This window comes from Sorangium aterium (assembly GCF_028368935.1).
Lineage (GTDB): Bacteria > Myxococcota_A > Polyangia > Polyangiales > Polyangiaceae > Sorangium > Sorangium atrum.
Genome location: NZ_JAQNDK010000003.1, coordinates 830,953 through 853,580 on the forward strand (window position 1 = coordinate 830,953; position 22,628 = coordinate 853,580).

At 69.8% G+C, this 22,628-nt stretch carries 17 protein-coding genes; 8 read left to right on the forward strand and 9 right to left on the reverse strand.

The window, feature by feature from the left end:
* The gene (gene araA, locus POL72_RS27325) at nt 1-1,506 is read right to left on the reverse strand and encodes an L-arabinose isomerase (protein WP_272098597.1); all 1,506 of its coding nucleotides are present in this window, start codon (nt 1,504-1,506) and stop codon (nt 1-3) included.
* An 11-nt stretch (nt 1,507-1,517) separates the two neighbouring features.
* The gene (locus POL72_RS27330) at nt 1,518-3,212 is read right to left on the reverse strand and encodes a ribulokinase (protein ID WP_272098598.1); all 1,695 of its coding nucleotides are present in this window, start codon (nt 3,210-3,212) and stop codon (nt 1,518-1,520) included.
* Between the two features lie 66 nt (nt 3,213-3,278).
* Here POL72_RS27330 and POL72_RS27335 point away from each other — a divergent pair, with 66 nt between their 5' ends.
* A complete protein-coding gene (locus tag POL72_RS27335; protein ID WP_272098599.1) occupies nt 3,279-3,554 on the forward strand; it encodes a hypothetical protein in 276 nt (91 codons plus the stop codon).
* A gap of 42 nt (nt 3,555-3,596) precedes the next feature.
* Here the strand turns inward: POL72_RS27335 and POL72_RS27340 are convergent, their stop codons facing one another.
* From POL72_RS27340 to POL72_RS27355, 4 genes are all read right to left on the reverse strand, one after another.
* Complete coding sequence (locus tag POL72_RS27340; RefSeq protein WP_272098601.1) at nt 3,597-4,163, reverse strand: hypothetical protein; 567 nt, start codon at nt 4,161-4,163, stop codon at nt 3,597-3,599.
* Entirely contained in the window at nt 4,160-5,590 is a 1,431-nt protein-coding gene (locus tag POL72_RS27345; RefSeq protein WP_272098603.1) for a M64 family metallopeptidase, read from the reverse strand. Before POL72_RS27345 ends, POL72_RS27340 begins: the two co-directional genes overlap by 4 nt.
* 79 nt (nt 5,591-5,669) lie before the next feature.
* Entirely contained in the window at nt 5,670-7,106 is a 1,437-nt protein-coding gene (locus tag POL72_RS27350; protein WP_272098605.1) for a DUF1552 domain-containing protein, read from the reverse strand.
* Nucleotides 7,103-8,719: a DUF1592 domain-containing protein gene (locus POL72_RS27355; protein WP_272098607.1), complete on the reverse strand. Its 1,617-nt coding sequence runs from the start codon at nt 8,717-8,719 to the stop codon at nt 7,103-7,105. Before POL72_RS27355 ends, POL72_RS27350 begins: the two co-directional genes overlap by 4 nt.
* Before the next feature lie 926 nt (nt 8,720-9,645).
* On the opposite strand from POL72_RS27355, the gene POL72_RS27360 reads away from it, so the two are divergent.
* Complete coding sequence (locus tag POL72_RS27360) at nt 9,646-10,698, forward strand: LacI family DNA-binding transcriptional regulator (protein ID WP_272098609.1); 1,053 nt, start codon at nt 9,646-9,648, stop codon at nt 10,696-10,698.
* Between the two features lie 298 nt (nt 10,699-10,996).
* On the opposite strand, the gene POL72_RS27365 is transcribed toward POL72_RS27360, so the two are convergent.
* A complete protein-coding gene (locus tag POL72_RS27365; protein ID WP_272098611.1) occupies nt 10,997-11,497 on the reverse strand; it encodes a hypothetical protein in 501 nt (166 codons plus the stop codon).
* On the opposite strand from POL72_RS27365, the gene POL72_RS27370 reads away from it, so the two are divergent.
* Nucleotides 11,442-12,269: an endo-1,4-beta-xylanase gene (locus POL72_RS27370; protein WP_272098613.1), complete on the forward strand. Its 828-nt coding sequence runs from the start codon at nt 11,442-11,444 to the stop codon at nt 12,267-12,269. The two genes, POL72_RS27365 and POL72_RS27370, sit on opposite strands and share 56 nt — an antisense overlap.
* 262 nt (nt 12,270-12,531) lie before the next feature.
* On the opposite strand, the gene POL72_RS27375 is transcribed toward POL72_RS27370, so the two are convergent.
* Nucleotides 12,532-13,743 (reverse strand): vWA domain-containing protein, encoded by a 1,212-nt coding sequence (locus POL72_RS27375; RefSeq protein ID WP_272098615.1) that lies wholly within the window; start codon nt 13,741-13,743, stop codon nt 12,532-12,534.
* Nucleotides 13,744-14,293: 550 nt separating this feature from the next.
* On the opposite strand from POL72_RS27375, the gene POL72_RS27380 reads away from it, so the two are divergent.
* Nucleotides 14,294-14,455: a hypothetical protein gene (locus POL72_RS27380; protein ID WP_272098617.1), complete on the forward strand. Its 162-nt coding sequence runs from the start codon at nt 14,294-14,296 to the stop codon at nt 14,453-14,455.
* Nucleotides 14,456-14,617: 162 nt separating this feature from the next.
* On the opposite strand, the gene POL72_RS27385 is transcribed toward POL72_RS27380, so the two are convergent.
* Entirely contained in the window at nt 14,618-15,805 is a 1,188-nt protein-coding gene (locus tag POL72_RS27385; RefSeq protein ID WP_272098619.1) for an ADP-ribosylglycohydrolase family protein, read from the reverse strand.
* 292 nt (nt 15,806-16,097) lie between these two features.
* Here POL72_RS27385 and POL72_RS27390 point away from each other — a divergent pair, with 292 nt between their 5' ends.
* The 4 genes from POL72_RS27390 to POL72_RS27405 all read left to right on the forward strand — a co-directional run bounded on the left by POL72_RS27390 (nt 16,098) and on the right by POL72_RS27405 (nt 22,616).
* A complete protein-coding gene (locus POL72_RS27390; RefSeq protein ID WP_272098621.1) occupies nt 16,098-18,869 on the forward strand; it encodes a DUF2961 domain-containing protein in 2,772 nt (923 codons plus the stop codon).
* Between the two features lie 240 nt (nt 18,870-19,109).
* Complete coding sequence (locus POL72_RS27395) at nt 19,110-20,132, forward strand: ABC transporter substrate-binding protein (protein WP_272098623.1); 1,023 nt, start codon at nt 19,110-19,112, stop codon at nt 20,130-20,132.
* A 7-nt stretch (nt 20,133-20,139) separates the two neighbouring features.
* Nucleotides 20,140-21,678 carry a sugar ABC transporter ATP-binding protein gene (locus tag POL72_RS27400; protein ID WP_272098625.1) on the forward strand — a complete coding sequence of 513 codons (1,539 nt, stop codon included), beginning with the start codon at nt 20,140-20,142 and terminating at the stop codon, nt 21,676-21,678.
* The gene (locus POL72_RS27405; protein ID WP_272098626.1) at nt 21,675-22,616 is read left to right on the forward strand and encodes an ABC transporter permease; all 942 of its coding nucleotides are present in this window, start codon (nt 21,675-21,677) and stop codon (nt 22,614-22,616) included. Before POL72_RS27400 ends, POL72_RS27405 begins: the two co-directional genes overlap by 4 nt.
* Nucleotides 22,617-22,628: the final 12 nt, after the last annotated feature.

Here is a 22,628-nt window from a genome sequence, read left to right on the forward strand (position 1 = left end):
TCAGTGCGAAAGCCGGTAGGCGAGATCGTTCCAGCGCAGCTCGTTCTTGAGCGCGCGGATCTCGGTCCCTTCGCCGATGCGGACCAGCTCGACGCCGGCGATGGAGGCGAAGTCCTCCACGTGCGCCATCGTCACGGCGCGGCTGTGGGCACAGTGATGGGCGCCTCCAGCCAAGATCCACGCCTCGCAGGCGAGCCTGAAATCGGGCTTCGGGATCCACACCGCGCGCGCCACGGGCAGCTTCGGCATCGCCCTCTCGGGCGGCACCGACTCGAGCTCGTTGGCGACGATCCGCATGCGGCCGCCCATGTCGATCATGGCAACGTTCACCGCGGGCCCGGCCCCGGCGTCGAAGACGAGCCGGCACGGGTCCGCCTTGCCGCCGATCGAGAGCGGGTGGATCTCCAGCGACGGCCTCCCGGAGGCGATCGAGGGACAGATCTCCAGCATGTGGGCGCCGAGGACGCGCTCTTGCCCCGCGACCAGGTGATACGTGTAGTCCTCCATGAAGGAGACGCCGCCGCGCAGGCCCGTCGCCATGACCTTCAGGGCGCGGACCAGGCCGCAGGACTTCCAGTCGCCCTCCGCCCCGAAGCCGTAGCCGTCGGCCATGAGCCGCTGCACCGCGAGGCCGGGGAGCTGCTTGAGCCCGTGCAGATCCTCGAAGGTGGTGGTGAAGCCGCCGAAGCCGCCCTCCTTCAGGAAGGAGCGCATCGCCGCTTCCTGCCGCGCCGCGTACCGCAGGTCGCCGTGGCGATCTCCGCCCCTCCTCAGGGAGGGGGCGATGGTGTACGCCTCGTCGTACTCCGCCACGAGGCGATCGACCTCGCGCTCGTCGACGTCGGCGATGCGCCCCACGAGATCGCCCACGCCATAGCCGTTCACCGACCATCCGAACTTGACCTGCGCCTCGACGCGGTCGCCGCCGGTGACGGCCACCTCTCTCATGTTCATGCCGCCGAAGCGCGCGATCTTGAGCCGCCGCGCGTCGAGGATGGCGCAGGCGGCGCGCGCCCAGATGTCGAGCTTGGCGAGGACGTCGCCGTCCGTCCAGTGGCCGACGATGACCCTCCGCTCGATCCGCAGGCGAGCGCCGATGTACCCGAACTCGCGGTCCCCGTGGGCCGACTGGTTCAGGTTCATGAAGTCCATATCGATGCTGTCCCAGGGCAGCTCGCGGCCGTACTGCGTGTGCAGGTGCGCGATCGGCTTCTCCAGGCGCTTGAGCCCCGCGATCCACATCTTCGCGGGCGAGAACGTGTGCATCCACGTGATCACGCCGGCGCACCGCGGCGACGCGTTGGCCTCGCGACAGACGGCGAGGATCGCCTCGGAGCTCTTGAGCGTCGGCTTCCAGACGACCCTGACCGGGAGCTTGCCCGAGGCGTCGAGGGACGCGGCGATCTCCCGCGCGTGTTCGGCGACCTGCTTCAGCGCCTCCTCACCGTAGAGGTCTTGACTGCCAGTCAAGAACCACACCTCGAAGCCCTCTCGAAGATCCTGCATCGCGATCCCGCTCATTGCGTCAACTCCCTCTCCACGAACGATCCCAGCGCGACATAATCCCGGTACAGCGCGTCATAGAGCCTGGCGCGCTCGGGATCCGGCAGATACCGGGCCTCGGTCCCAGACGACATCGCGCGCTGCGCGTCCTCGACCGTGGCGTGCAGGCCGGCGGCGGTCGCGGCGAACATCGCCGCGCCCAGCGCGACCGGCTGCTCGCCGGCGCGGACCTCGACGGTCATGTCGAGCACGTCCGAGAGGACCTGCATGGTGAGCGGGCTCTTTCGCGCGACGCCGCCGACACCAATGATGCCGTCGATGCGGAGCCCCTCGGATCGGAAGCGCTCGACGATGGCGCGCGATCCGAACGCGATCCCCTCCACGAGCGCGCGGTAGATCCGCGGGGCGTCCGTGCCCAGATCGAGGCCGACGATGGCGCCCTTGAGCCGCTGGTCCGCGTCCGGGGTCCTGCGCCCGTTCAGCCAGTCGAGCGCCAGCACGGAGCTCCGCGCCGGCGGGATCTCCGAGGCCGCCCGCTCCAGCTCGGGGATGATCCGCTCGATCGCCGCATCGGCGAGGGTCACGTCGGCCAGCGTCGTCCGGAGCGAATGGCCCTCGCCGGGCAGGGCAGGGAGGATGGCGAGGAGCGGCCAGCTAAGGAGCTGCTTGAACCAGGCGAAGACGTCGCCGAAGGCGGACTGCCCCGCTTCGTAGCCGATCGCGCCCGGGAGGATCGAGCCGTCGACCTGGCCGCAGATCCCGGCGACGAGGACCTCCGGCGCGCCGGTCTTCGGGATGACGAGCATATCGCACGTGCTCGTGCCCATGACCTTGAGCAGGCGGTTCGGCTGGATGTTGCCGCCCACCGCGCCCATGTGCGCGTCGAAGGCGCCGACGGCGACGACGACGTCGGCCGGGATACCGAGCGTCGCGGCCCACCCGGGCGAGATCGTCCCGAAGGGCACGTCCGCGGTCCAGGTCTGCGAGCCGAGCGTGGCCTTGAGGGCGGGCAGGCGCGGATGGAGCCTCGCCAGGAACTCGTTCGAGGGGTAACCGTCGAACTCCGGGTGCCACATCGCCTTGTGCCCGGCGGCGCAGCGGCTCCGGCGGATCTGCCTGAGGTCGTCGGTGCCGGTCAGGACGGCGGGGATCCAGTCGCAGTGCTCCAGGACGGTGACCGCCGCGCGCGCGACCGCCGGATTCGTCTCGATGACGTGGAGCGCCTTGGCCCAGAACCACTCGGACGAGTACACCCCGCCCTCGTACTTCGTATAGTCCACGCCGCCCCAGGTCCGGGCGACGCTGTTGATCCGAGCCGCCTCGGCCACCGCGGTGTGGTCCTTCCAGAGGATGAACATCGCGTCCGGGTCCTCCTCGAAGCCAGGGCAGAGCGCGAGAGGTCTGCCCTTCGCGTTGGCCAGGACCGGCGTGGATCCGGTGGTATCGACCGCGATCCCGCGCACCTGCGCGGCGACGTCGCTGCCCGCCTGGTCCAGGGCCGCGCGGACGGACGCCTCCATGGCATGCAGGTAGTCGAGCGGGTGCTGGCGGAACCGGTGTGCGCGCGCGTCGCAATAGAGGCCCTGCGCCCAGCGAGGGTAGGGCGCGACCGAGGCCCCCGCGAGCTCGCCGTTCCGCGCGTCCGCGACGACCGCGCGCACGGAGTCGGTGCCGAAATCGATCCCGATGACGAATGTTCCCTTGCGCATGAAGACCCGTTGGCCGGGCGAAGCCAGTTAAGGATGTGCCCCGCGTTAAATGTGAACGTTCACAACGTGGCTGTCAATCATAATCTACTGGAACGCGACGCTTCCAAGGTCCCGGAGGATGAACCAGGCTGCAACTCTCCTCTCGTGCGGTCAGGCCGGGGAGGGGACGAGGGGCCGCTGGCTGGAGCGAGCACGAGCGCGACCACGACCACGACCACGACCACGACCACGACCACGACCACGACCACGACCACGACCACGACCACGACCACGACCACGACCACGACCGACGTGAACGTTCACGTTGGTGGCCGATGGTGGAGTGAAGGGGGAGTGCCCTGAGCGTGACCGAAGGAGCTTGGCTGATGCCTCGGGGGACGCGGCTCAGCCGCCTTCGAGGCAGATCCTGCGAACGAAGCGCCTCACGGTCGAGGCGCGATGCTCGGCGTAGTAGCCCTCCGCCGCCGCTCTCGACGACTCGCCCGGCGCGTCGAGGCAGTCTGCGATGATCTCGTAGCCGTCCTGGAGATGGTTCGGGTCGCCGGGATGCGTGCGACGATATTCGTGCACGAGCTCCCGCATGCGCGCGCCGTTCCGCGCGCCCATCGCGTCGTTCAGCAGCCCGATCAGGCCGTTCTCATGCTGTATCTCGACGTGGCGCTGCGTGATGGGGTGGGGGTGGGCGGGGCCTTCGTGTCGGTCGTCGGGGCTCGGCCCGATGACAGGCAGGTCGTCGATCGCCGCGGCGAGCGTGGTGCTGCCGGCCGACGCCAGCGGCTCGTTCGTCCCATGGCGCGACGTCGCCTCGCGCGGCGCCGCCTCTCGCGACGCCTCCTGCCGAGAGGGAGGCAGCCGTCGCGCGTCGGGCTCTCGAGAGCGATGCACGAGGTAGAGCGCGGCGACGAGGAGCAGCAGCGCGGCGGCGAACCCGCGCCTGCGCGCCGACCTCATGGAATCGTCACGGTCCACGTCACCGTCTGTTGCGAGCGGGGCCAGTTGTCGCGACCCCAGCAGGGATCGTAGTAACGAGGATCGGTCGAGGGAGGAGGGTCGAGGCACTCGCCGCTGCGGTAGCGCACCAGCTCTTCGCCGGCGTTGTCGTAGGCCTTGGCGACGATGGTGTGGGTGCCCGAAGCGAGGCCCGCCGCGGCGACGTCGTAGACGGGGCCGCCGTCCGTCGCGATCACCTCGCCGTCGAGCGTCCAGTCCACGCTGATGACGTCGGGATCGATCACGTCGAGCGCGAGCGTCTCCGGATCCGTGACGGTCCCTGCGGGCGGATCCGCCGAGTCGATCGGCCTGACGCGCATCCAGATGTCCATGATCATCTTCTCGCGCGAGACCGGATTGAAGCTCGTGTTCTTGTTGTCTCCGAACAGGCTGTTCATCATCGAGTTCGAGGACGGGCGGTACTGCCCGCCATCGACGTAGCGGCTGCCGATGAACGTGCCCTGCACGCCCGTCGCGTCGGCGGCGTCGTACTCCAGCCACTTGTCCCACTTGCCCGCCGTCGTCGCGCAGTTGCCCGTGCTGTTCACCTCGACGTACTCCGTGCCGCTGCCGCTGCACGTGTTCGCGCCGCAGGCGGAGCCCGTCGCCTTGGCGCAATACTCGTCGGCGAGCTGATGGAAGCCGTGGCCACCTTCGTGCAAGGCCGCTCCGGCGGCCTCCTCATGCGCGCCGGACCAGAGCATCCAGGCCGAGCCCGTGTTCCACCAGCGATCGTTGTTCAACACGATGGCGTGCCAGTCGACCTCGAAGTCGTCGGGGAGGTTCGCCTTGAGCGCCTGATCCGCCTTGCGGGTGTCGCACTCTGCGAGGCGGCTCTCGTCGTCGCCCGTGCAGCCGAGCGCTCCAGGGATGCCGTTCGAGGGGCTCACCAGCTTGACGGCGCAGATGTTGACGAACTTGCGATACCTGCCGTACGGCTCGCCGATCGGGCTGCTGAACCGCTTGGCCATCGCCTCCTCGATGTGCTCGATGTACGTGGTGTTCACGGTCGTGGCGTCGTAGCCGTCGCCCACGATGACGTAGTTGACGCGGTTTTCGGGTGGCCCCGCGCTCTCGATGGCCACGCCGTTCGCGCCGCAGTCGAGCACGTAAGCGGGGCCGCCTCCTCCTGTGCCGCCGGGCACGAAGCTCCCCCCGGCGCCCGTGCCGGTGGACCCGCTCTGTGCTGCGCCGCCCGCGCCGCCTGCGCCGCCCGAGCCCGGAGCTCCGCTGCCTGTTGCTCCGCCGCTGGCAGAGCCGCCAGACGCAGAGGTGCCGCTCGCCGACGTGCCGCCGCCGTCGGTCGTCGCCGCGGGGCTGTCCGGTGCCTCGCCGCAGGCGCAGAGCGCCGCCAGGCTCAAGGCGTGCAGGTTGCAGATCGACTTCATCCTCTTCACCTCACGACCCCTCGCAGGCGGCGTCTACGCCCGGCTCGGCTCTACCGTATCCGATCTCCGAGGCCCACGGTCACCCGAACAGCCCCTCGATCGCCGAGGTCCGCTGGTCCTTGTCCCCCATCACGAGATCCGGTGCCCCGAACGAGGCCGCGATCGCCATCCACAGGTCGTTGGTGGAGCGGCCGCCGCGGTTGCCGTTGTTCCACACCTGCCCGCCGCGCAGCTTGGTGCCCTCGCCGCCGAACAGCACCCACGCCATCTTGTCCCAGTTGTGATGCCGCGTGCCGACCTCCGTGATGTACGGGACCAGCGTGGTGTCGAGCAGCGTCCCGCCCGTCACGTCCTTGGTCTCCGCGAGCTCCTTCAGGAAGCCGGCGACGTAGCCGGCGTAGAACTCTTCCACCCGCGTGAGGAACTCGAGCGTGTCGGGTGTATCGGGATCGTGGCTCGTTGTGTGGTGCACCTTGAAGATGGAGGAGTTGGGGGGCCACAGCTCGCCGAAGCTCACGTGGTTCGTTCCAGGGGACCACTGGAACGTGACCACGCGCGTCAGGTCGCAGCGGAACGCCGCCTTGATCACGGCGAAGTGGAGCGCGCCGATGCGCGCGTGCTTCACGTCGTCGCGCTCCGAGACGACGTGCGAGCCGCCGTAGGGATCGATGTGCCCGCTCACCTGGATGACCTCGGGCTCCTGGGGCATACCGCAGGTCGCGGGATCCCTCGGGTCCGCGTCGAACTCCGCCTCGACCTCGCGGATGGCGGCGGCGTGCCCCTCCAGCGCCTCTCGCTGGGAGCTCGGCGCCAGGCTCTGAAGGCGCTTCAGGTCCTTCATCGCGAAGTCCAGCACGCTCTTCTTCTGGAGGCGCGCCCGCGCCAGGGCATCCAGGTTGTCGTTCGTCGGGCCGCCCGGCATCAGCGTGCCGAACACCCGCCGGTACACCTCTTGCGGCTGGTAGTAGGGCGTCATCGGCGCCCGCGCGCCCGAATAGGACATGTGGCGGGTCGACACCTCGGGCGTGTCGGCGCGGTTGTCGCAGGACACCTGGAGCGACGCGATGGGCGTGCCCTGGAGCTCGGCCGACTGCTTCACGAGCAGCTGGTCGATGCTCGGCGCCTCGGCCATCGGATCGTCGCCGCCGTTGCCCGGGTACAGCTGCTTGGTCCGCGTCCCCGTGCACATCAGCACCGTCCCGCGCTCGTGGCCGCCGCCGACGGACCCCTCGTGCGGCAGCTTCAGGTCGCGCATCACGATCATCCGAGACTTCATGGCCTCGAACGGGGTCAGGATGCGGGAGAGCGTGAAGTTGGTCCCGTTGCCTTGCGGCCAGTAGTTCTCGTACACGGTGCCCACGGGGCGCTGCACGATCAGCAGGCGCCTCGGGGGCGCCGCGCCCTCCGCGGCCGACTCGAGGCCCTTGAGCACCGTGACGAGACCCGCGGCGGCGCCGATGCCTTGCAGGAAGCGGCGGCGAGACCATCCATAAGAAAGGTTGTAGCCCACGGTCATTCCTCCTTGGCGCGCTCGGTCAGCGCGGGCGACGTCACGATGGCTTTCACGACGTTGGCCAGCGTCCGCTGGCCCTCTGGCAGCGCCTCGATCACGCGTCCGACCTGACAGTCGCGGACCCCGAGCGTCTCATCGTCCGTGCCGTAGGTCAGCAGGTGCCGCGTGATGCAGGCGGCGAACCCGTCGTTCTGCGCGACGGCCTCGGCGAACTCGACGGCGCTCGCGTAGCTCCCCGCGACCTCGGCGATGTTGCCCAGGTTGACGCGCGCGTCGATCGGCTCCCCGTCGAGGGTGTCGCGGTACCGGCCGACCGGATCGTAGTTCTCGAGCAGCAGGCCGAACGCGTCGAACTGGGCGTGACACGCGGCGCAGGTGGAGTTCGCGGCGCGCGCGTCGGCGCGCTCGCGCTCGGTCATGTCGGCCTCGAGCAGCTCCTTGATCGCGTCCGAGAGCGACTCCGGGGGCGACGGGATCTTCCCGAGGCAGAGCAGGGCGCCGCGCACGAAGAGCCCTCGCGCCACCACGCTCGTGTTGTCGGTCCGGGCCAGCGCCGCGAGCAGGCCGGGCTGCGTGAGGATCCCGGCGCGCTCGTCGGCCGGGAGCTCGACCTTGCTGAACTCCTCCGGGCTCGATCCCGTGTGCTCCACGCCGTAGACCTTCGCGAGCACGGCGTTCACGAACGTCTCCCTCGTGGTGAGCAGCTCCGACACGTCCGCTCCGCGGTTCCACAGGAGGTCGTCCACGAGCAGCTCGGTCTCGTGGAACATGCTCGCCTGGAGCGCGGGGGTGTACTCCGGGAAGAGCCCAGGATCCTTCACCGTGCCGAAGAGGTTGCTGAGCCCCCACGCCGCGATCAGCGTGGTGTTCAGGCTGCTGCGCGTCTCGGGCTTCTCGAGGAGGCGCTCGGCCTGGCGCGCCAGCTCCTCCGGATCGTTCAGGGCCCCGGAGTCGGCGGCGGCGGCGAGCTCCTCGTCCGGCAGGCTGTCCGTCAAGAAGAACGAGAGCTCGCTCGCGACCTCGTGCGCGGCGAGCTTCACCACGTCGCCGTCCGCGTCGCCGCCGAGCTCGGTGCGGTAGGAGAAGGAGGGGGACGCGATGAGCGCCTCGAGCGCGAGCGAGACGCCCCGCTCGTAGCTCGTCTCCTTCCCGAGCGCATAGACCGACCACAGGTTGTCGAGCTCCGCCTGCTCCACGGGCCGGCGGAACGCCCGTTGCGCGAACTTCGTCAGAAACGTCTTGGCGCAGGCGTCGTCTCCGTCGGGGGCGCACCCCGTCACCTGCTCGAAGCGCCCCGAGATGCTCTCGGCCGCGTAGGCAGCCCTCGCGAGCCGCGTATGCACAAGGGAGGTCCCCACGACAAGGCCCTTCTTGGCAAACGGCTTCGTCCGCGCGTCCGGCGCCTGCTCCGCCTCGATGGCCTCGTCCCCCAGGAGACCGCGGATGGCGTTGATGAACTGAAGGTCGGCGAGCAGCACGACCCGTCGTTCGAGCCGCGGGTTGCACAGGGCGTCTCCGCCGCCCGAGGAGCTCGTGCCGCCGCCCGTCGGGTTCGCGCCGGCGCCCGAGGAGTGAGAGGAGCCAGAGGAGCTCGAGTTGCCGCCGATATCACCCACGCACCCTGCAACGAGGAGCGAAGTGCACGCGGCCGCTCGCAGCAGCCGGGAGGCCGCCCCGCTGTGAGTGGATGTTTCCACCTTCCATCGATCACACGCGGCGTTCGGGCCGCTATCGTGAGTGGAAGATTTCATGGCTTCTGCTGCGCGACCTCGGCGATCGAGCCACATCGGCGCTTTGCGGGGCGCACGCCTCAAGGCGGCGGCCAATAAAGAAGATAATTTCACACGATCCCTCCTGTGAGTCCGCCTGCTGTGTGAAAAAGTGCCTTGCTGACGTCCAGGGCTGCGCTAGATGATCTGGCGCCGCACCGCGTAACACCTTCACGAACCGCCGCTGCCGCGCGGGCCGACCCTGGTTGGCCATGGCGTGTGAGGCGAGCGCACGGCGCAGCAGGTCAGACCCGCCGCCTCTCCCCGCGCTGACATCGATGACGAGTGCCCCGCTGCATAGACGTACGACGACGACCTAGCCGGTGCAATGCCTAAGGATGTTCCCCGAATTGTGAGCGTTCACATCTCTCGTGTCAACTGGAATCGGCTGGTACCCCAACGATTTCTGAACCGGTTGAGTACGAGCGCCAGCGGCGTTCCTCCGAAGCCCGCCCTCCAGGGGAGGAGGGGCCGGGCTGTGGACCTGATCGACGGGGCCACGCTCGCCGGCAGCGGCCGGCATGCCGTTCGCATAGGCCAGATGTGAGAGCCGGCGTGAAATCTGCGGGATCGATCGTGGGCCCACCGGGAATGGCATCTACGACGACGAACAGCGTCGGTGCCGCGCTCGATCCCGATGGCGACGATCCCCGGCGCGCACCCGCCCAGTGACGCGAAAGCCGAGTGAAATGAAGAACTCCGACCAGTATGTGAACGCTCACATTGAAGAACTCCGTTCCAATCGACCGCCCCGCGACTATCCTCCCGCGCCGATGGCTGACAAATCTCTTCCGGAGCGCCGCGTCAAAAGGGGCGGCGGGCGGCGGGCCGCGGTCATGGTCGACGTGGCCAAGCTCGCTGGCGTCTCGTATCAGACGGTCTCGCGGGTCCTGCACGACAGCCCCCACGTGCGTCGCGACACGAGGGAGCGGGTGCTGGATGCGATCCGGCAGCTCGACTACCGGCCGAGCTCGGTGGCGCAGGCGCTCGTCACCGGCCGGTCGCGGACGCTCGGTGTGGTCAGCTTCGACACGACGCTCTACGGTCCGGCGTCGACGCTCCTGGGGCTCGAGGAGGCGGCGCACGACGCGGGTTATGGCGTGAGTATCGCCAGCTTGAAGTCGTTCAGCCGCGCGCCGGTGCTGGAGGCCGTGCAGCGGCTGCGCGACCAGGGGGCCGACGGCATCGTCGTGATCGCCCCGCAACGGTCGGCGGTGGACGCGCTGCGGCACGTCACCTCCGATGTGCCGGTGGTCGCGGTCGAGGGCGGTCCGGACGACTCGGTGCCGGTGGTCGCGGTCGACCAGCACGAGGGCGCCGCGTCCGCGACCCGCCACCTGCTCGATCTGGGCCACAAGACCGTGTGGCACATCGCCGGCCCGACCGACTGGCTCGAGGCCGACCAGCGCATCGACGGCTGGCGCTCGGCGCTGCAGGCGGCCGGCGCCGAGATCCCGCCGCTCCTGCGGGGCGACTGGAGCGCGCGCTCCGGCTACGAGCTGGCCCCGCAGCTGACGCGCACGCCGGGCGTCACCGCCGTGTTCGTGGCCAACGACCAGATGGCGCTCGGCCTCCTCCGCTTCCTCCACGAGAGCGGGCGCGAGACGCCGCGGGACATCAGCATCGTCGGCTTCGACGACATCCCGGAGGCCGCCTACTTCACGCCGCCGCTCACCACGGTCCGCCAGGACTTCTCCGAGCTCGGGCGCCGGTGCCTCCACGTCCTGCTCGGGCAGATCGAGAGCGGCCAGCGCTCGTGGGTGCGGGTCGTGGTCGAGACCGAGCTCGTGGTGCGCAAGAGCACGGCCGTCCCCCGACGCCGCTGAGACCGCTCTACCGTACCGGCTCCGTGATGTGTTCACGGACCGGGCCGTCAGCGGGCAAGCCAGGGATAACGAGCTGGGCCGCCGCTCGAAGTGCAAAGTTGCTTCATGATTGCAACATGCGCTGTCGATGCACGTTTCCTCTCAGCTGGGAACTTGAGATGTAGCAGGCTTCGCGCGCCTGTCGTGATCACTTCCAGGCGTGGCGGGAATCATCCGTCGCGAGTTGCACGGCGTGCGTATCGCTGAGCGTGGGCGCTGCCGTTCTTGCCGCCGCCCCTCGGCTTTCCCGCTCCCAGCTTCACCAACGACAATCGTCCGACTTGCGGAACTCCAACATGAACAAGAAGCGTTCTTCTCGATTGCTGTGCAGCACGGCCTGGATCGCGCTCGGAATGGCGACCCTCTTTGGATGCGCGGATGGGGGCGAGGGGGTTGACGACGGCGTGGGCGGCTCGGGCGGAGCGGGGAGCACCGGCACCAGCGCCGGCGTCAGCACGAGCTCCAGCAACAGCACGAACAGCAGCTCCAGCGCCAGCACGACGGCCGGCGTCGGCCCTGCCACCAGCAGCAGCTCGGGCGATCCCCCGACGACCGGCGCCACCTCCGGCGGCGCGACCACGGGGGTCGGCGGCGGGGACGCTTCGACCAGCGCGTCCACCAGCGCGTCGACCAGCGCGTCCACGGGGGCCGGCGGATCCGAGCCCGAGCCGAAGTTCGTCGGCAACATCACGACGAGCGGCGCCGTGCGCGACGGCTTCGCGAAGTACTGGAACCAGATCACGCCCGAGAACGAGGGCAAGTGGGGCTCCGTCGAGAGCAGCCGCGGGAACAAGAACTGGAGCTCGCTCGACAGGACCTACAAGTACGCGCAGGACAACAAGATCATCTTCAAGCACCACGTCTTCGTGTGGGGCAGCCAGCAACCCTCCTGGGTCGGGAGCCTCTCGCCGGACGAGCAGAAGAAGGCCGTGCGGAGCTGGATGGAAGAGTTCTGCAAGCGCTACCCGGACACGAAGTACATCGACGTCGTCAACGAGCCGCCGCCCCACACCACGCCCTCGTACACGGCCGGCCTCGGCGGCAACGGCGCCAGCGGCTGGGACTGGATCGTCAACGCCTTCAAGTGGGCTCGCGAGTTCTGCCCGAACGCCAAGCTCATCCTCAACGACTACAACAACATCGAGTACGAGAACGAGCACAGGCACTTCAAGGACATCGCGAAGAAGGTGATCGACGCGGGCGCACCGGTCGACGCCCTCGGCGCGCAGGCGCACGACGCATTCAAGATCAACACCAACACGGTCAAGGGGTACATCGACTCGCTCGCCGAGCTCGGCAAGCCCGTGTACATCACCGAGTACGACATCGGTGAAACGAACGACAGCAGGCAGAAGCAGATCATGGAGGAGCAGTTCACCATGTTCTGGAATCACCCCAAGATCCCGGGGATCACCCTGTGGGGTTACATCGTCGGCAAGACGTGGAGGAACGGCACCGGCCTCCAGCAGGAAAACGGCACCATGCGGCCGGCGATGCAGTGGCTGATGGACTTCCTCGATCGTGGTAACTGACGTCGCACCGACGCGCTGAGCTGGACGATCTCCCTCGACCGAAGGAGCTCGGGCGCGCCCGCATCTCGTACGGATGCGGGCGCGCTCTCTCCAGGTCTGCGTCGGTCTCTCTGGCCTGGAGCGGGGGGTAGATTCGTGTGATACGGGCTCGGGCGCCAGGCAGGCGAGTGAGGCGTACCCACTCGCCGGCTGCGCACCGGGAGACGAGCGGCTGGCCGGCGCCTCCTCGCGAAGACCCGTGTCGGCCAGCGGGCGTCGTCGATCACTGGGGCACTTGGAGCACGTCCTCGCAGGTGAAGTCGACGCCCAGGGAGACCTCGACGTCGGCCTGGACAACGGCGCAGGTATCGTCGCAGAGGATGATCGCCGTCGGGTTCGCAGGCTCGTCGTAGCGCCATGTGCCTGCGGCCGAGCAGGCCTGATCGTACGTGAGGGTCGTCGGCGTGTTGCTCGCGGCGCTCGTGTAGGTCACGTTGACCTTTTGCTTGTCGAAGCTCCTCCCGTCGGGCGCCGGCGGGATCGGGATCGTGCACGAGACGGCGGCGCCGCGGATCTTATCGATCGCGGTCTTGAACGCGGCCGCCGTCTGCGCGGGGTCGCCGGTGTTCAGCATCGACGCCTCTCCCGTGCCGCCCGCAGCCGCGATCTCGTGCAGGTTGGTGAGGCTAGGCGGCGCGCCTTCCCCCTGCGGACTGTCGACCCCGATCACGAAGGTCGAGATGTTGTTGGAGAGCGCGGCCTCGACGTTGCTCACGACGTCCGCGAGCGCGTTGCCGCCTTGCCGGCACCCCTCCGGATAGCCGTCGGTCACGAGCACGATCGCATATTTCCCGGGGTTCTGCTGGCGCTGCGCTTCGATGTAAGCGGTGAGGCCTTCGACCGCGAATGCCGTCGGCGTGCTGGTGCGCCACGTGCCCATGGTGCTCACCTGCGGCTCGATGACATCGATCGCCTCGCCGAACGCCGGGGAGGGGAGCGGCGTCATCGGTACATTCGGCGTCGAGTAGCCGGTGGCCTGGCACGCCTGGGTCGTCTGAGCCGAGCCCGGGAAGAAGGTGAGCGACGCCCTGAAGCCTTCGGACGCGGGATCCAGGAAGAACTGCTTCGTCGCGGCCACGACGGGATCCCACTTGAGGTCCTTCCTGCGCCACTCCACGTCGCTCGCTGTCATGCTGGCCGATACGTCGAACGCGAACACGAGGTACACCTGTTGAAACCCGGCCTGGGACGACTGGGTGGCGCACGCCTCCCCCGCGCCCGTCGAGCCCCCGCTGCTGCTGCCGGTCGTGCCGGAGCTCCCGCTCGAGCCCACGCCGCTTCCGCCGAAGGTGTCGTCGACGCCGGTGCCGGTGCTGCTGCTGGTGCTGGAGCCGGAGCCGGAGCTGTTGCCGGCGCCGGTGCTGCTCTGCGAGCCAGCGCTGTCCCCGCTGCCCTCGTTGGCCCCTCCGCACCCCGCGCCGATCAAAGCCGCCATTGGCAATGCAATGGCTATCCTAGGCAATCTCATGAGCCGACTCCTTCTCGAACGCGTGCCAGCACGGTCCGCGGGCACGAAGTTAGTTAGCGACGTGAGGTCTCCAGAGGCGGAATTTTCCAGTGCATGCCTCGCCGGAGCCCCGGGATCGACGACGAGTATAGTCGATGACGCTGATCTTTGCGCGGGATACGGTCTGAAAAGACGCAGCGTCGAGTCGCGACCTCATCGGGATGTCAGAAATGTCGCCGTAGCTCTTTGCGGTGGAGGTCTTCATCGTGCAGCGACGCTGCACGCGCTGGTCGCTATGAGCAGCTCGCGTGCGATCCGGCCGCCCGCTGAAAAATCGACCACACCCAAAGATTCATCCACGTGTCGAATTGCCCCGGTCGCGCTGCGGCGCCCTGGGAGAGAACTCGAGTGGTTTCCCGAGCGGCGTATCGACGTCCGCGACGATTCGAGGCAAGATTCCGCCGTGTGCTGGCAAGGGGCTTCCTTGCGGAGGGCACGCTGGTCGTTGGTGAACCGAAGGGTACCTCGCGGAGGTCTCATGAAGATGCGATTCGCGTTCACGAGCTTCTCGTTGCTTCTCGCGTGTTCTGGCGGCGCGATCTCCGAGCAAGCCGCTTCGGAGAGCGGCGGTGCCGCGAGCGCGACGACAGGCGCTTCGAGCGGGGCCGGAGGTGGCGCCACGAAGACGGGGTGGACGTGATCATGGGGTTGAGGCTGAAGGTGAACAGCTGCTCGCCGCGGCCAAGGCCTACTTCGACGTCTTCGGCCCGAGGCGCCTTGAGCTCCAGGTCATCTCGCCGAGCGAGGAGCGCGGGGCCGAGGCTCGGAGCCGGGGGTGGCGCGCGCGCTGGCTCCTGTGCCGTCACGGGGGCGAGGAGGGAGGACCCACCGGGTCGGCTCGACCTGGCCGGCTCCCTCCTGCACGGCGAGGTCGACAAGCGCGGCCATCCTCCTCGCCACATCCGTGAAGGTGTCCTCGGCCTCGGGATCCTGCGGGAGCCGGTCCGGCAGGGTGGCGCGTGCGGTGGATATGATAACGGTCGGAGAGGCGCGCGCCCGGGAAGGCGCGGCGCAGCTCGTCCATCCCGCCGATGAGCGCAACGAGCGAGCCCATGGTCGCCGTGCCGTTGTCGGAGTCCCAGCCGGACAGGGTGCCGATCTGTACGGTGCGCCGGAAGCTCCCCTCACCGAACAGGAGGGCCAGCGTCGCGGTCGCCAGGTTGATCGCGGATTCCGTGTACCCCCGATAGACGAAGCCGTACGCCGAGGCCCGCTCCTGGTAGCGATCCGCAATGGCATCGCGGACGCGCTCCCAGTCGTCGCGATCCTCGGCGCGATCGCTGGTCGATAGATAGGCGGACAGCACGAAGTCGATGACATCGGCTGCCTTGGATTCGTCCGGCAGGTAGCTCCTGGCCTCACGGACGATGCGCACGATCTCCTGTCGCCGCGGCTTCTCCAGATCGACGGTCGCCGCGAGCGAGAAGAGGAGAACATGGAACTGCGCGGCGTGCGCGGCGTGATCGCGCGCGGTGGTCCGTATCGGGAGGTCGGCGATCCGCAGCGCCAGCCCCGGCATGCCGGGCGCGAGGGCGCCGAAGATCTCCGTGGTGAGCTGGGCGTCGATCTGGAGCGCGTCCGGATTGAGCGCTGGATCGCTCGTCGCGGGGGGCAGCACGCCGCGCTCGAGGAGATCCCGCGCCCTTCGGTTGGAGACCCAGATGAAATCGTTGATGTGCGCGCGCCATCCGTCCCGGATTTGCTCGGGGGAGAGGAAGAGCGTCCCCGCCTCGGTCATGAGGTGGAGATAGACATACTCGATGTCGGTGTCATCGTCGGCCGGGCAGGGGTCGAGGAGGACGAAGTCGATCGGCGCCCCGTCGCGCCCCAGGGGCTTTCCCCAGTCAGCGTCGGTGAAGAAGGGGCGCTGGATGCGGACGCCCTCCGTGCGAAGCCCCGTCCAGTTGGCGATGCACGCGCCAATCCACATCGCGCGGAGCCGCTCGGCGTATGCCGCGCGATCGAGCTGGATCCGCGATCTCGGGGACATTCCCGGGCCGTCCCGTTGCTCCAGGGGAGCGGCGAGCGCGCAGCGCGGCGCGTCGCCGGCGCCGGCGAGCGGCGATAGAGAGAGGAGCGCGAGCAGGAGGCCGCGCGCGCATGCGCGAGGCCCGGTGCTGGGCGAGCCTTCGACACGGCGTCGATCGCGGCGGGTGCGCATGAATTGCCCCCCTCGAGTGCGCGATCGGTGCGTCGCGCATGCTCTCGCTTCGCGGTGGTGCAAGGGAGGTGCCTCGCCGAGCCCGCTCCCCTGGCGTTGTTCGCGCCATTAGGTTTCGATCATGAACACCGGAAGCCTCAATGGGCGCGGCGCGGGCGCGTTCCTGGATCGCCTCGTCTCGAGCGCGGCCCGCCATCTCCTCGGCGCGTCCCTCGCCATCGCGCCGGGCGCCGCGTCGATCACGCCGGTGCTGGAGGATCTCCTCTCCTTTCATCCCGGGTGGATCACGCGGAGCGTGACCACGCATGACCCCGCAGGTGGCAACGATGATGGGTATCGCCCGGGGGTCGCGCTCGAGGGGGATCACCAGGTCCTGTTCCACGCCCGCGGGGAGGGGAGAATCGCGCGGATCTGGATGACCGCCCCCCGCGCGGAGCTCGAGAGGCCGGACCAGGAGATATGGATCGAGGTCGACGGACACACGGCGTTCCGCGGGTCGCCCGGCGATTTCTTCGGGGGTAGGGGCCCCTGGAAGTCGCCTCTCGTGCTCGACGTGGACGCGAGCTCGGGCGCATATACAAGCTACGTCCCCTTCGCCTGGTCGAGCGAGGCCAAGGTCCGCTTCCGGGGCGTTCCCATCTACTACCAGGTCACCTACCGCGAGGGCCCTGGGGCCGCGTCGGGACCGACGCCCGAGGCGCTCTCGCGGTTCATGACGGAGGACTGGACAGCCACCCTGCCTGCCCCGTCGCGCCGGGAGAGCCTGGACGCCAGCGCGCCGCTCGTCCTGGCGACAGGGCCCGCGACCGTATCAGGGGTCGACGTCCGGATCCCGGCGGGGAGCTTGAACGACCTGTCGGTGAGGATCGGCGGACAGACGCCCGTACCAGCGTCGTTCTTCTTCGGCCTCGCCAGCTCGGGCACCGACGCCGACGGCGGATGGACAACCTTCCGGAGCGCGCTGCACGCCGCGTGGACACCCGACGCCGCTGGGACCGCCAGGCTCGCGACGCGCCTGCCGATCCCGCTGGCCGAAGGGGAGGTGCTCTCGCTCGAGGCCGCGCCCGGGCAGGAGATCGCGGGTGTGGAGGCGGCCGTCGACCTCGCGCCCGCCCGCCGAGGCGTGCGGCTGATCGCGCAATTCCGCGATCAGATGGCCCCCGGACGCGAGACGACGATGCCCCTCTTCGAGAGCGACGAGCCGCTCCAGCTCGTCGCGCTTGTCGAGGAGATCAGCGGCGGCCGGCCGAACGATCGGACGTACCTCGAGGGGGACGAGATGATCCGGACCGACGGAATGTCGCACCCGCTGCAGATGGGGACCGGCACCGAGGACTACTTCAATGGGGGCTTCTATTTCCTGGGCGCGCACAGCAACCCCTTCAGCGGGCTGCTCCGTTTCCTCGTCATCGATCCCGAGGAGGGATGGAGGAACGCCACGTTCGTCCATTCCCTGTACCGCCTGCACGTGGCCGATCCCATCGTGAGCCGCTCCGGTATGCGCTTCGGCATCGAGGCCGGGCCGACCGGCGCCTACACGCCGCTGCGGGTGCGCTCTCTGGGCCTCGCTTACGCATTCTCGGATCATCAGGTGATCGGTGAGCAGAAGGTCCGTGCGGCCGGGAGGCGGCGGCTGGTGCATTCGGCCGTCGACGCCGAGCGGCTGGAGCTCCGGCGGCGATCCTGGTCCAGCGAGGGGCGCAGGATCACCCGGATCGAGGTCGAATGCCCGTCCGATGCGCGCGGCCTGTTGCTGCTCCGCGCGTACTCCGCGGAGAGAGCCCCCCAGACGGCGCGCGTCAGGCTCGACGGGCGGGAGGTCGGCGTGCTCCACGAGATGCAGGCGAACCCTGTCCGGTCGCTCGCCGAGGACGCGCTCTGGATCGACCTCCCACCCGAACAGTGCAGCGCAGGCAGGCGCCCGGTCCTGGAGATCGACGCGACACACTCCCAGGCGCCCTGGAGCGAGCGGGGGTACACGCTGCGGTTCTTCTCCGGACCTCCCGCGCCTCGGCTCACCCAGGGGCCCGCGGTGAAGATCTTGGACACGGGGAGCCTCCCCGGGGGGCCGTTCTATGTGAACGATCACTCGATAATCCAGCTCGCCGATGGCCGCTGGATCCTCACCGGGATCTTTCACCTCGAGCCTTATCGACCTGACATGGAGCGCGAGTTCGTCCTCGCTACCGCGCCCGGACCCGGACCGGTGCGCTGGATGGAGTCCGTCTCACCGAGCCTCACGCTCGCCCCGGAGCGCTTCTCGATTCACGCCCTCTCTGACGAGCGCTGGATCTGGGCCCCGCACATGGTCGAGGACCGGGACGGCAGCCTGGTCATGATCTTTCATGTGGGCACGCACGACCCCGACCGATCCGGCTTCCGGATCGCGCGCTCGCGCGACGGCTTTACTTGGGGCCGCGAGGGGGGGACGCTCTTCGAGGAGTTCTGCGTCGCCCGCGATCCGATGCTCGCCCGGCTCGGCGATCTGTGGGTGGTGTACTATACGCGCTGCGCGTCGATCGAGGCGCCCCTGAGCGGCGTCGCCTACCGCACGTCGCTCGATCTCGTCCGCTGGAGCCCGCCGGCCATGGCGCTCACGCTCGGGCCGGAGACGGCGATGCGCAACAGCGGTTACACCGAGTCACCGTTCGTGTTCGAGCGGAAAGGGTGGTTTTACCTGGCGGTCACAAGCTATCCTGTCGATTACGACGCCACGTTCGTCTACCGCTCGCGCTCGCCGTTCGCGTTCCCGCCGCATGCGGTTGCCCGGCTGCGCGCCCACGCGGCCGAGTGGGTGGCGGAGGCGGGCGACTTCGAGGCGGGGCGCCTGTTCTTCACGCACGCAGGGGCCGGGAAAGGCGGCGTGTTTCTCCAGGAGCTCTTCGGCCTCTGAGCCGAAGGCCGCGCCGCCGGGCTGACTGAGCGGCGCCGTCCGACCCGGGTCGACCTGCGCGCGCGCTCGTCGGTTCGACCCGGGTGAATGACGGGCTGCACGCGAGCGTCGCGCTGGGATGAGCTTGCCTGCGCCGGGTGCAGCCGAGGACTCAGATGGTGCTTGTCGGACGGATCTGCGCGGACGACGTGCTTGCCCGCGCGAGCGTGGCAGCGATCCGTCGACTATCCTCTCGCGCCCATGAGCGTCCATGTCGTCGTGTGCGCGTTCGCGATTGCCGTCCTCGCCGCGTGCTCCAAGACGTCGTCATCGGCGACGACGTCGACGGATGCAGGCCTGGGCGCGACCGGCGGCGCGCGCCTCCGCATCGCCGTCGTGCCGAAGGGGACGACACACGAGTTCTGGAAGAGCGTTCACGCAGGCGCGGTGAAGGCCTCGCGTGAGCTCGACGTCGACGTCGTGTGGAAGGGGCCGCTCCGGGAGGACGACCTCAAGGCGCAGGTCGATGTCGTCTCGAGCTTCGTCGCGCAGGGCGTGTCCGGCATCGTGCTCGCGCCGCTCGACGCCACGGCGCTGAGGGCGCCGGTGCGGGCGGCGGCGCAGGCGAAGATCCCGGTGGTCGTGTTCGACTCCGATCTCGCCAGCGACGATCACGTGAGCTTCGTCGCCACCGACAACGAGGCGGCCGGCAGGCTCGCCGGAGAGCACCTCGGCAAGGCGATCGGCGAGAACGGCAACGTCGTCGTGCTCCGTTACCAGGAGGGCTCTGCGAGCACGCAGCACCGCGAGAAGGGGTTCCTCGACGCGGTGCGCGCGATGCCCGGCGTCACGGTCGCGAGCGAGAACCAGTATGGCGGTGCGACCACGGAGTCGGCGTTCCACAAGAGCGAGAGCCTGCTGCTCGCGCAGAGGGCGGCGGAAGGGGCCGTCGCCGGGGTGTTCACGCCGAACGAGTCGACGACCTTCGGGATGCTGCAGGCGCTCCGCAAGACGAACGTCGCGAGGAAGGTGAAGTTCGTCGGCTTCGACGCGTCGGAGAAGCTCCTCGGCGCGCTGCGCGAGGGCGACATCGAGGCGCTCGTCGTGCAGAACCCGTTCAACATGGGGTACGTCGCGATCAAGACGATGGTGGCGCACCTCCACGGAGAGAAGGTCGAGGCGCGCATCGACACGGGCTCGCGCGTCGTCACGAGGCAGGACCTCGACGATCCGGCGGTGCAGGCAATCGTGAGACCCGACCTCGCCAGGTGGCTCGGGGAGTGAGCGGCTCGTGGGCGGAGAGCGCGCGCCCCTCCTCGAGGTGACGGGCCTCGCGAAGGCGTTCGGCCCGAACCCGGTGCTGCGCGACGTCTCGCTGCGGGTGGCGCCCGCGAGCATCCACGCGCTGCTCGGAGAGAACGGCGCGGGCAAGAGCACGCTGGCGCGCGTCCTGCTCGGCATGGAGCGCGCGGACGCGGGCGCGATCCTGCTCGGGGGGGCACGGTACGCGCCGGCGTCGGCCGAGGAGGCGCGCCGCGCGGGCGTCGTCCTGGTCCCGCAGGAGCGGACGCTCTGCGCCCACCTCACGGTCGTCGACAACGTGGTGCTCGGGATCGAGCCGCTCGCGCGCGCGCGGCTCGGGATCCGGGACCGCTCGCGCGCGCGCGCCGTGGCGCGGGCGGCGATCGCGCTCGTCACCGCCGATCCGGGCCGCGTGCCGCTCGACGCGCGGGCAGGGGAGCTCGGCGTCGCCGATCAGCAGCTCGTCGAGATCGCGCGGGCGCTCGCGCAGGGCGGCCTCCGCGAGGACGGGCGGCTCGCGGCGCGGCTCCTCGTCCTCGATGAGCCGACCTCGAGCCTCGGTCGGTCGGACGCCGTGCGCCTGTTCGAGCGCGTCCGCGCCCTGCGAGACGCCGGCCTCGCGGTGCTGCTCGTGACCCACTTCCTGTCGGACGTGCGCGCGCACGCCGATCGCTACACGGCGCTCCGCGACGGCCGCGTCGCGGGGGAGGGCGATCCGCGCGAGACCGAGCCGGCCCAGATCGTCCGCGAGATGCTGGGCCGCGCGCTTAACGACACGCGCGCGAGCGCCGACACGCGCGCGAGCGCCGAGACGCGCGCGGGCGCGGTGTCCGAGGCGGCGCGTCCGGACGGCGGCGAGGTGGTGCTCGAGGCCGAGGGCGTCTCCGGCGTGAAGCGGCCGAAGCGCGCGTCGCTGACGCTGCGCCGGGGGGAGATCCTTGGCATCGCCGGCCTCGTCGGCTCGGGGAGGACGGAGCTCCTCCGCATCCTGGCGGGGCTCGATCCCAGGCGCGGCGGGACGGTCGCGCTGCGCGCTCCTCGCGGGATCGGCCTGCTGAGCGAGGATCGCGGCGGGGAAGGGCTGATGCTCGGCCGCTCGCTCGCCGAGAACGTCTGGCTCTCGCCGCGCGCTCCGCGCTTCGCCCGGCCGAGGTCGCTCCTCACGGAGGGGGCGCGCTGGATCGAGAGGCTCGCGATCCGCGCAGGAGGGCCGGAGCAGCGCGTCGGCGAGCTCTCGGGCGGCAACCAGCAGAAGGTCCAGATCGCGCGGCTGCTCCGCGAGGACGTCGACGTGCTGCTCGTCGACGAGCCGACGCGCGGCATCGACGTGGCGAGCAAGGCGCAGGTGCTCGCGCTGCTCCGCGAGCTCGCGCGCGCCGGCAAGGCGATCGTGCTCGTGTCGAGCCAGCTCGACGAGCTCGTCACGACCTGCGATCGCATCGCGGTCCTCCGCCGGGGGACCCTCGACCCGCCGCGGCCCGCGTCGTCGTGGACCGAGGCGTCGCTCCTCCTGGAGGCATCCTCGTGAAGAAGCGTCCGCCGTGGGTGGGCCCGCTCGTCGCGCTGCTGCTCGTCTACGCGCTCTTCGCGGCGCTGACGCCCGACACGTTCCTGCGCAGCCAGAACCTGCTCACGATGGCGCGGCAGACGGTGGTGGTCGGCATCTGCGCCGTCGGCATGACGCTCGTCATCGCGACCGGCGGGATCGACCTCTCCACCGGCTCGCTCGTCGCGTTCACGACGGTCGTCCTCGCGAAGCTCCTGCGCGCGGGGGTGCCGGCGCTCCCGGCGGCGCTCGTCGCCGCGGCGGCGGCGGGCCTCGTGGGCGCCTTGGTCGGGACGCTCGTGGGGCGGGCGCGGATGGTGCCCTTCGTCGTGACGCTGGGCACGATGAGCGCGCTGCGCGGCGCCGCGAAGGGGCTCGCGTCCGAGCAGAAGATCGACGCGGATCCGCGCGGGCTCGACGCGCTGCTGTCGGCCGACCTCGCCGCGCCGGGGCTGTGGGTGACGGCGGCGCTGGCGATCCTGGTCTTCGCCGTGCTCCTGTTCACGCGCTTCGGGCGGCACGTGTTCGCGGTCGGCAGCAACGAGGCCGCGGCGCGCCTGTGCGGCATCGACACGGGGCGCGTGAAGATCGCTGTGTACACGCTGTCGAGCCTCCTCGCCGGCGTCGCGGGGGTGATGGAGTTCGCGACGCTGACGGTGGGCGACCCGACCGACTCGATCGGCCTGGAGCTCGAGGTCATCGCGGCGGTGGTCATCGGCGGCGCGCCGCTCTCGGGCGGCGAGGGGAGCGTCGCGGGGAGCGTGATCGGGGCGCTGCTCATCACGGTCATCCGGACCGGCGGCGTCCACCTCGGGTTGCCGAGCTGGGTGCAGGAGATCGCGACGGGCGCGATCATCGTGGTCGCCGTCGCCGTCGACCGGGTGCGGCGCGCGCGCGGGGCACGCGCTGCCGCGGGCTGACGGTGCTTCGCC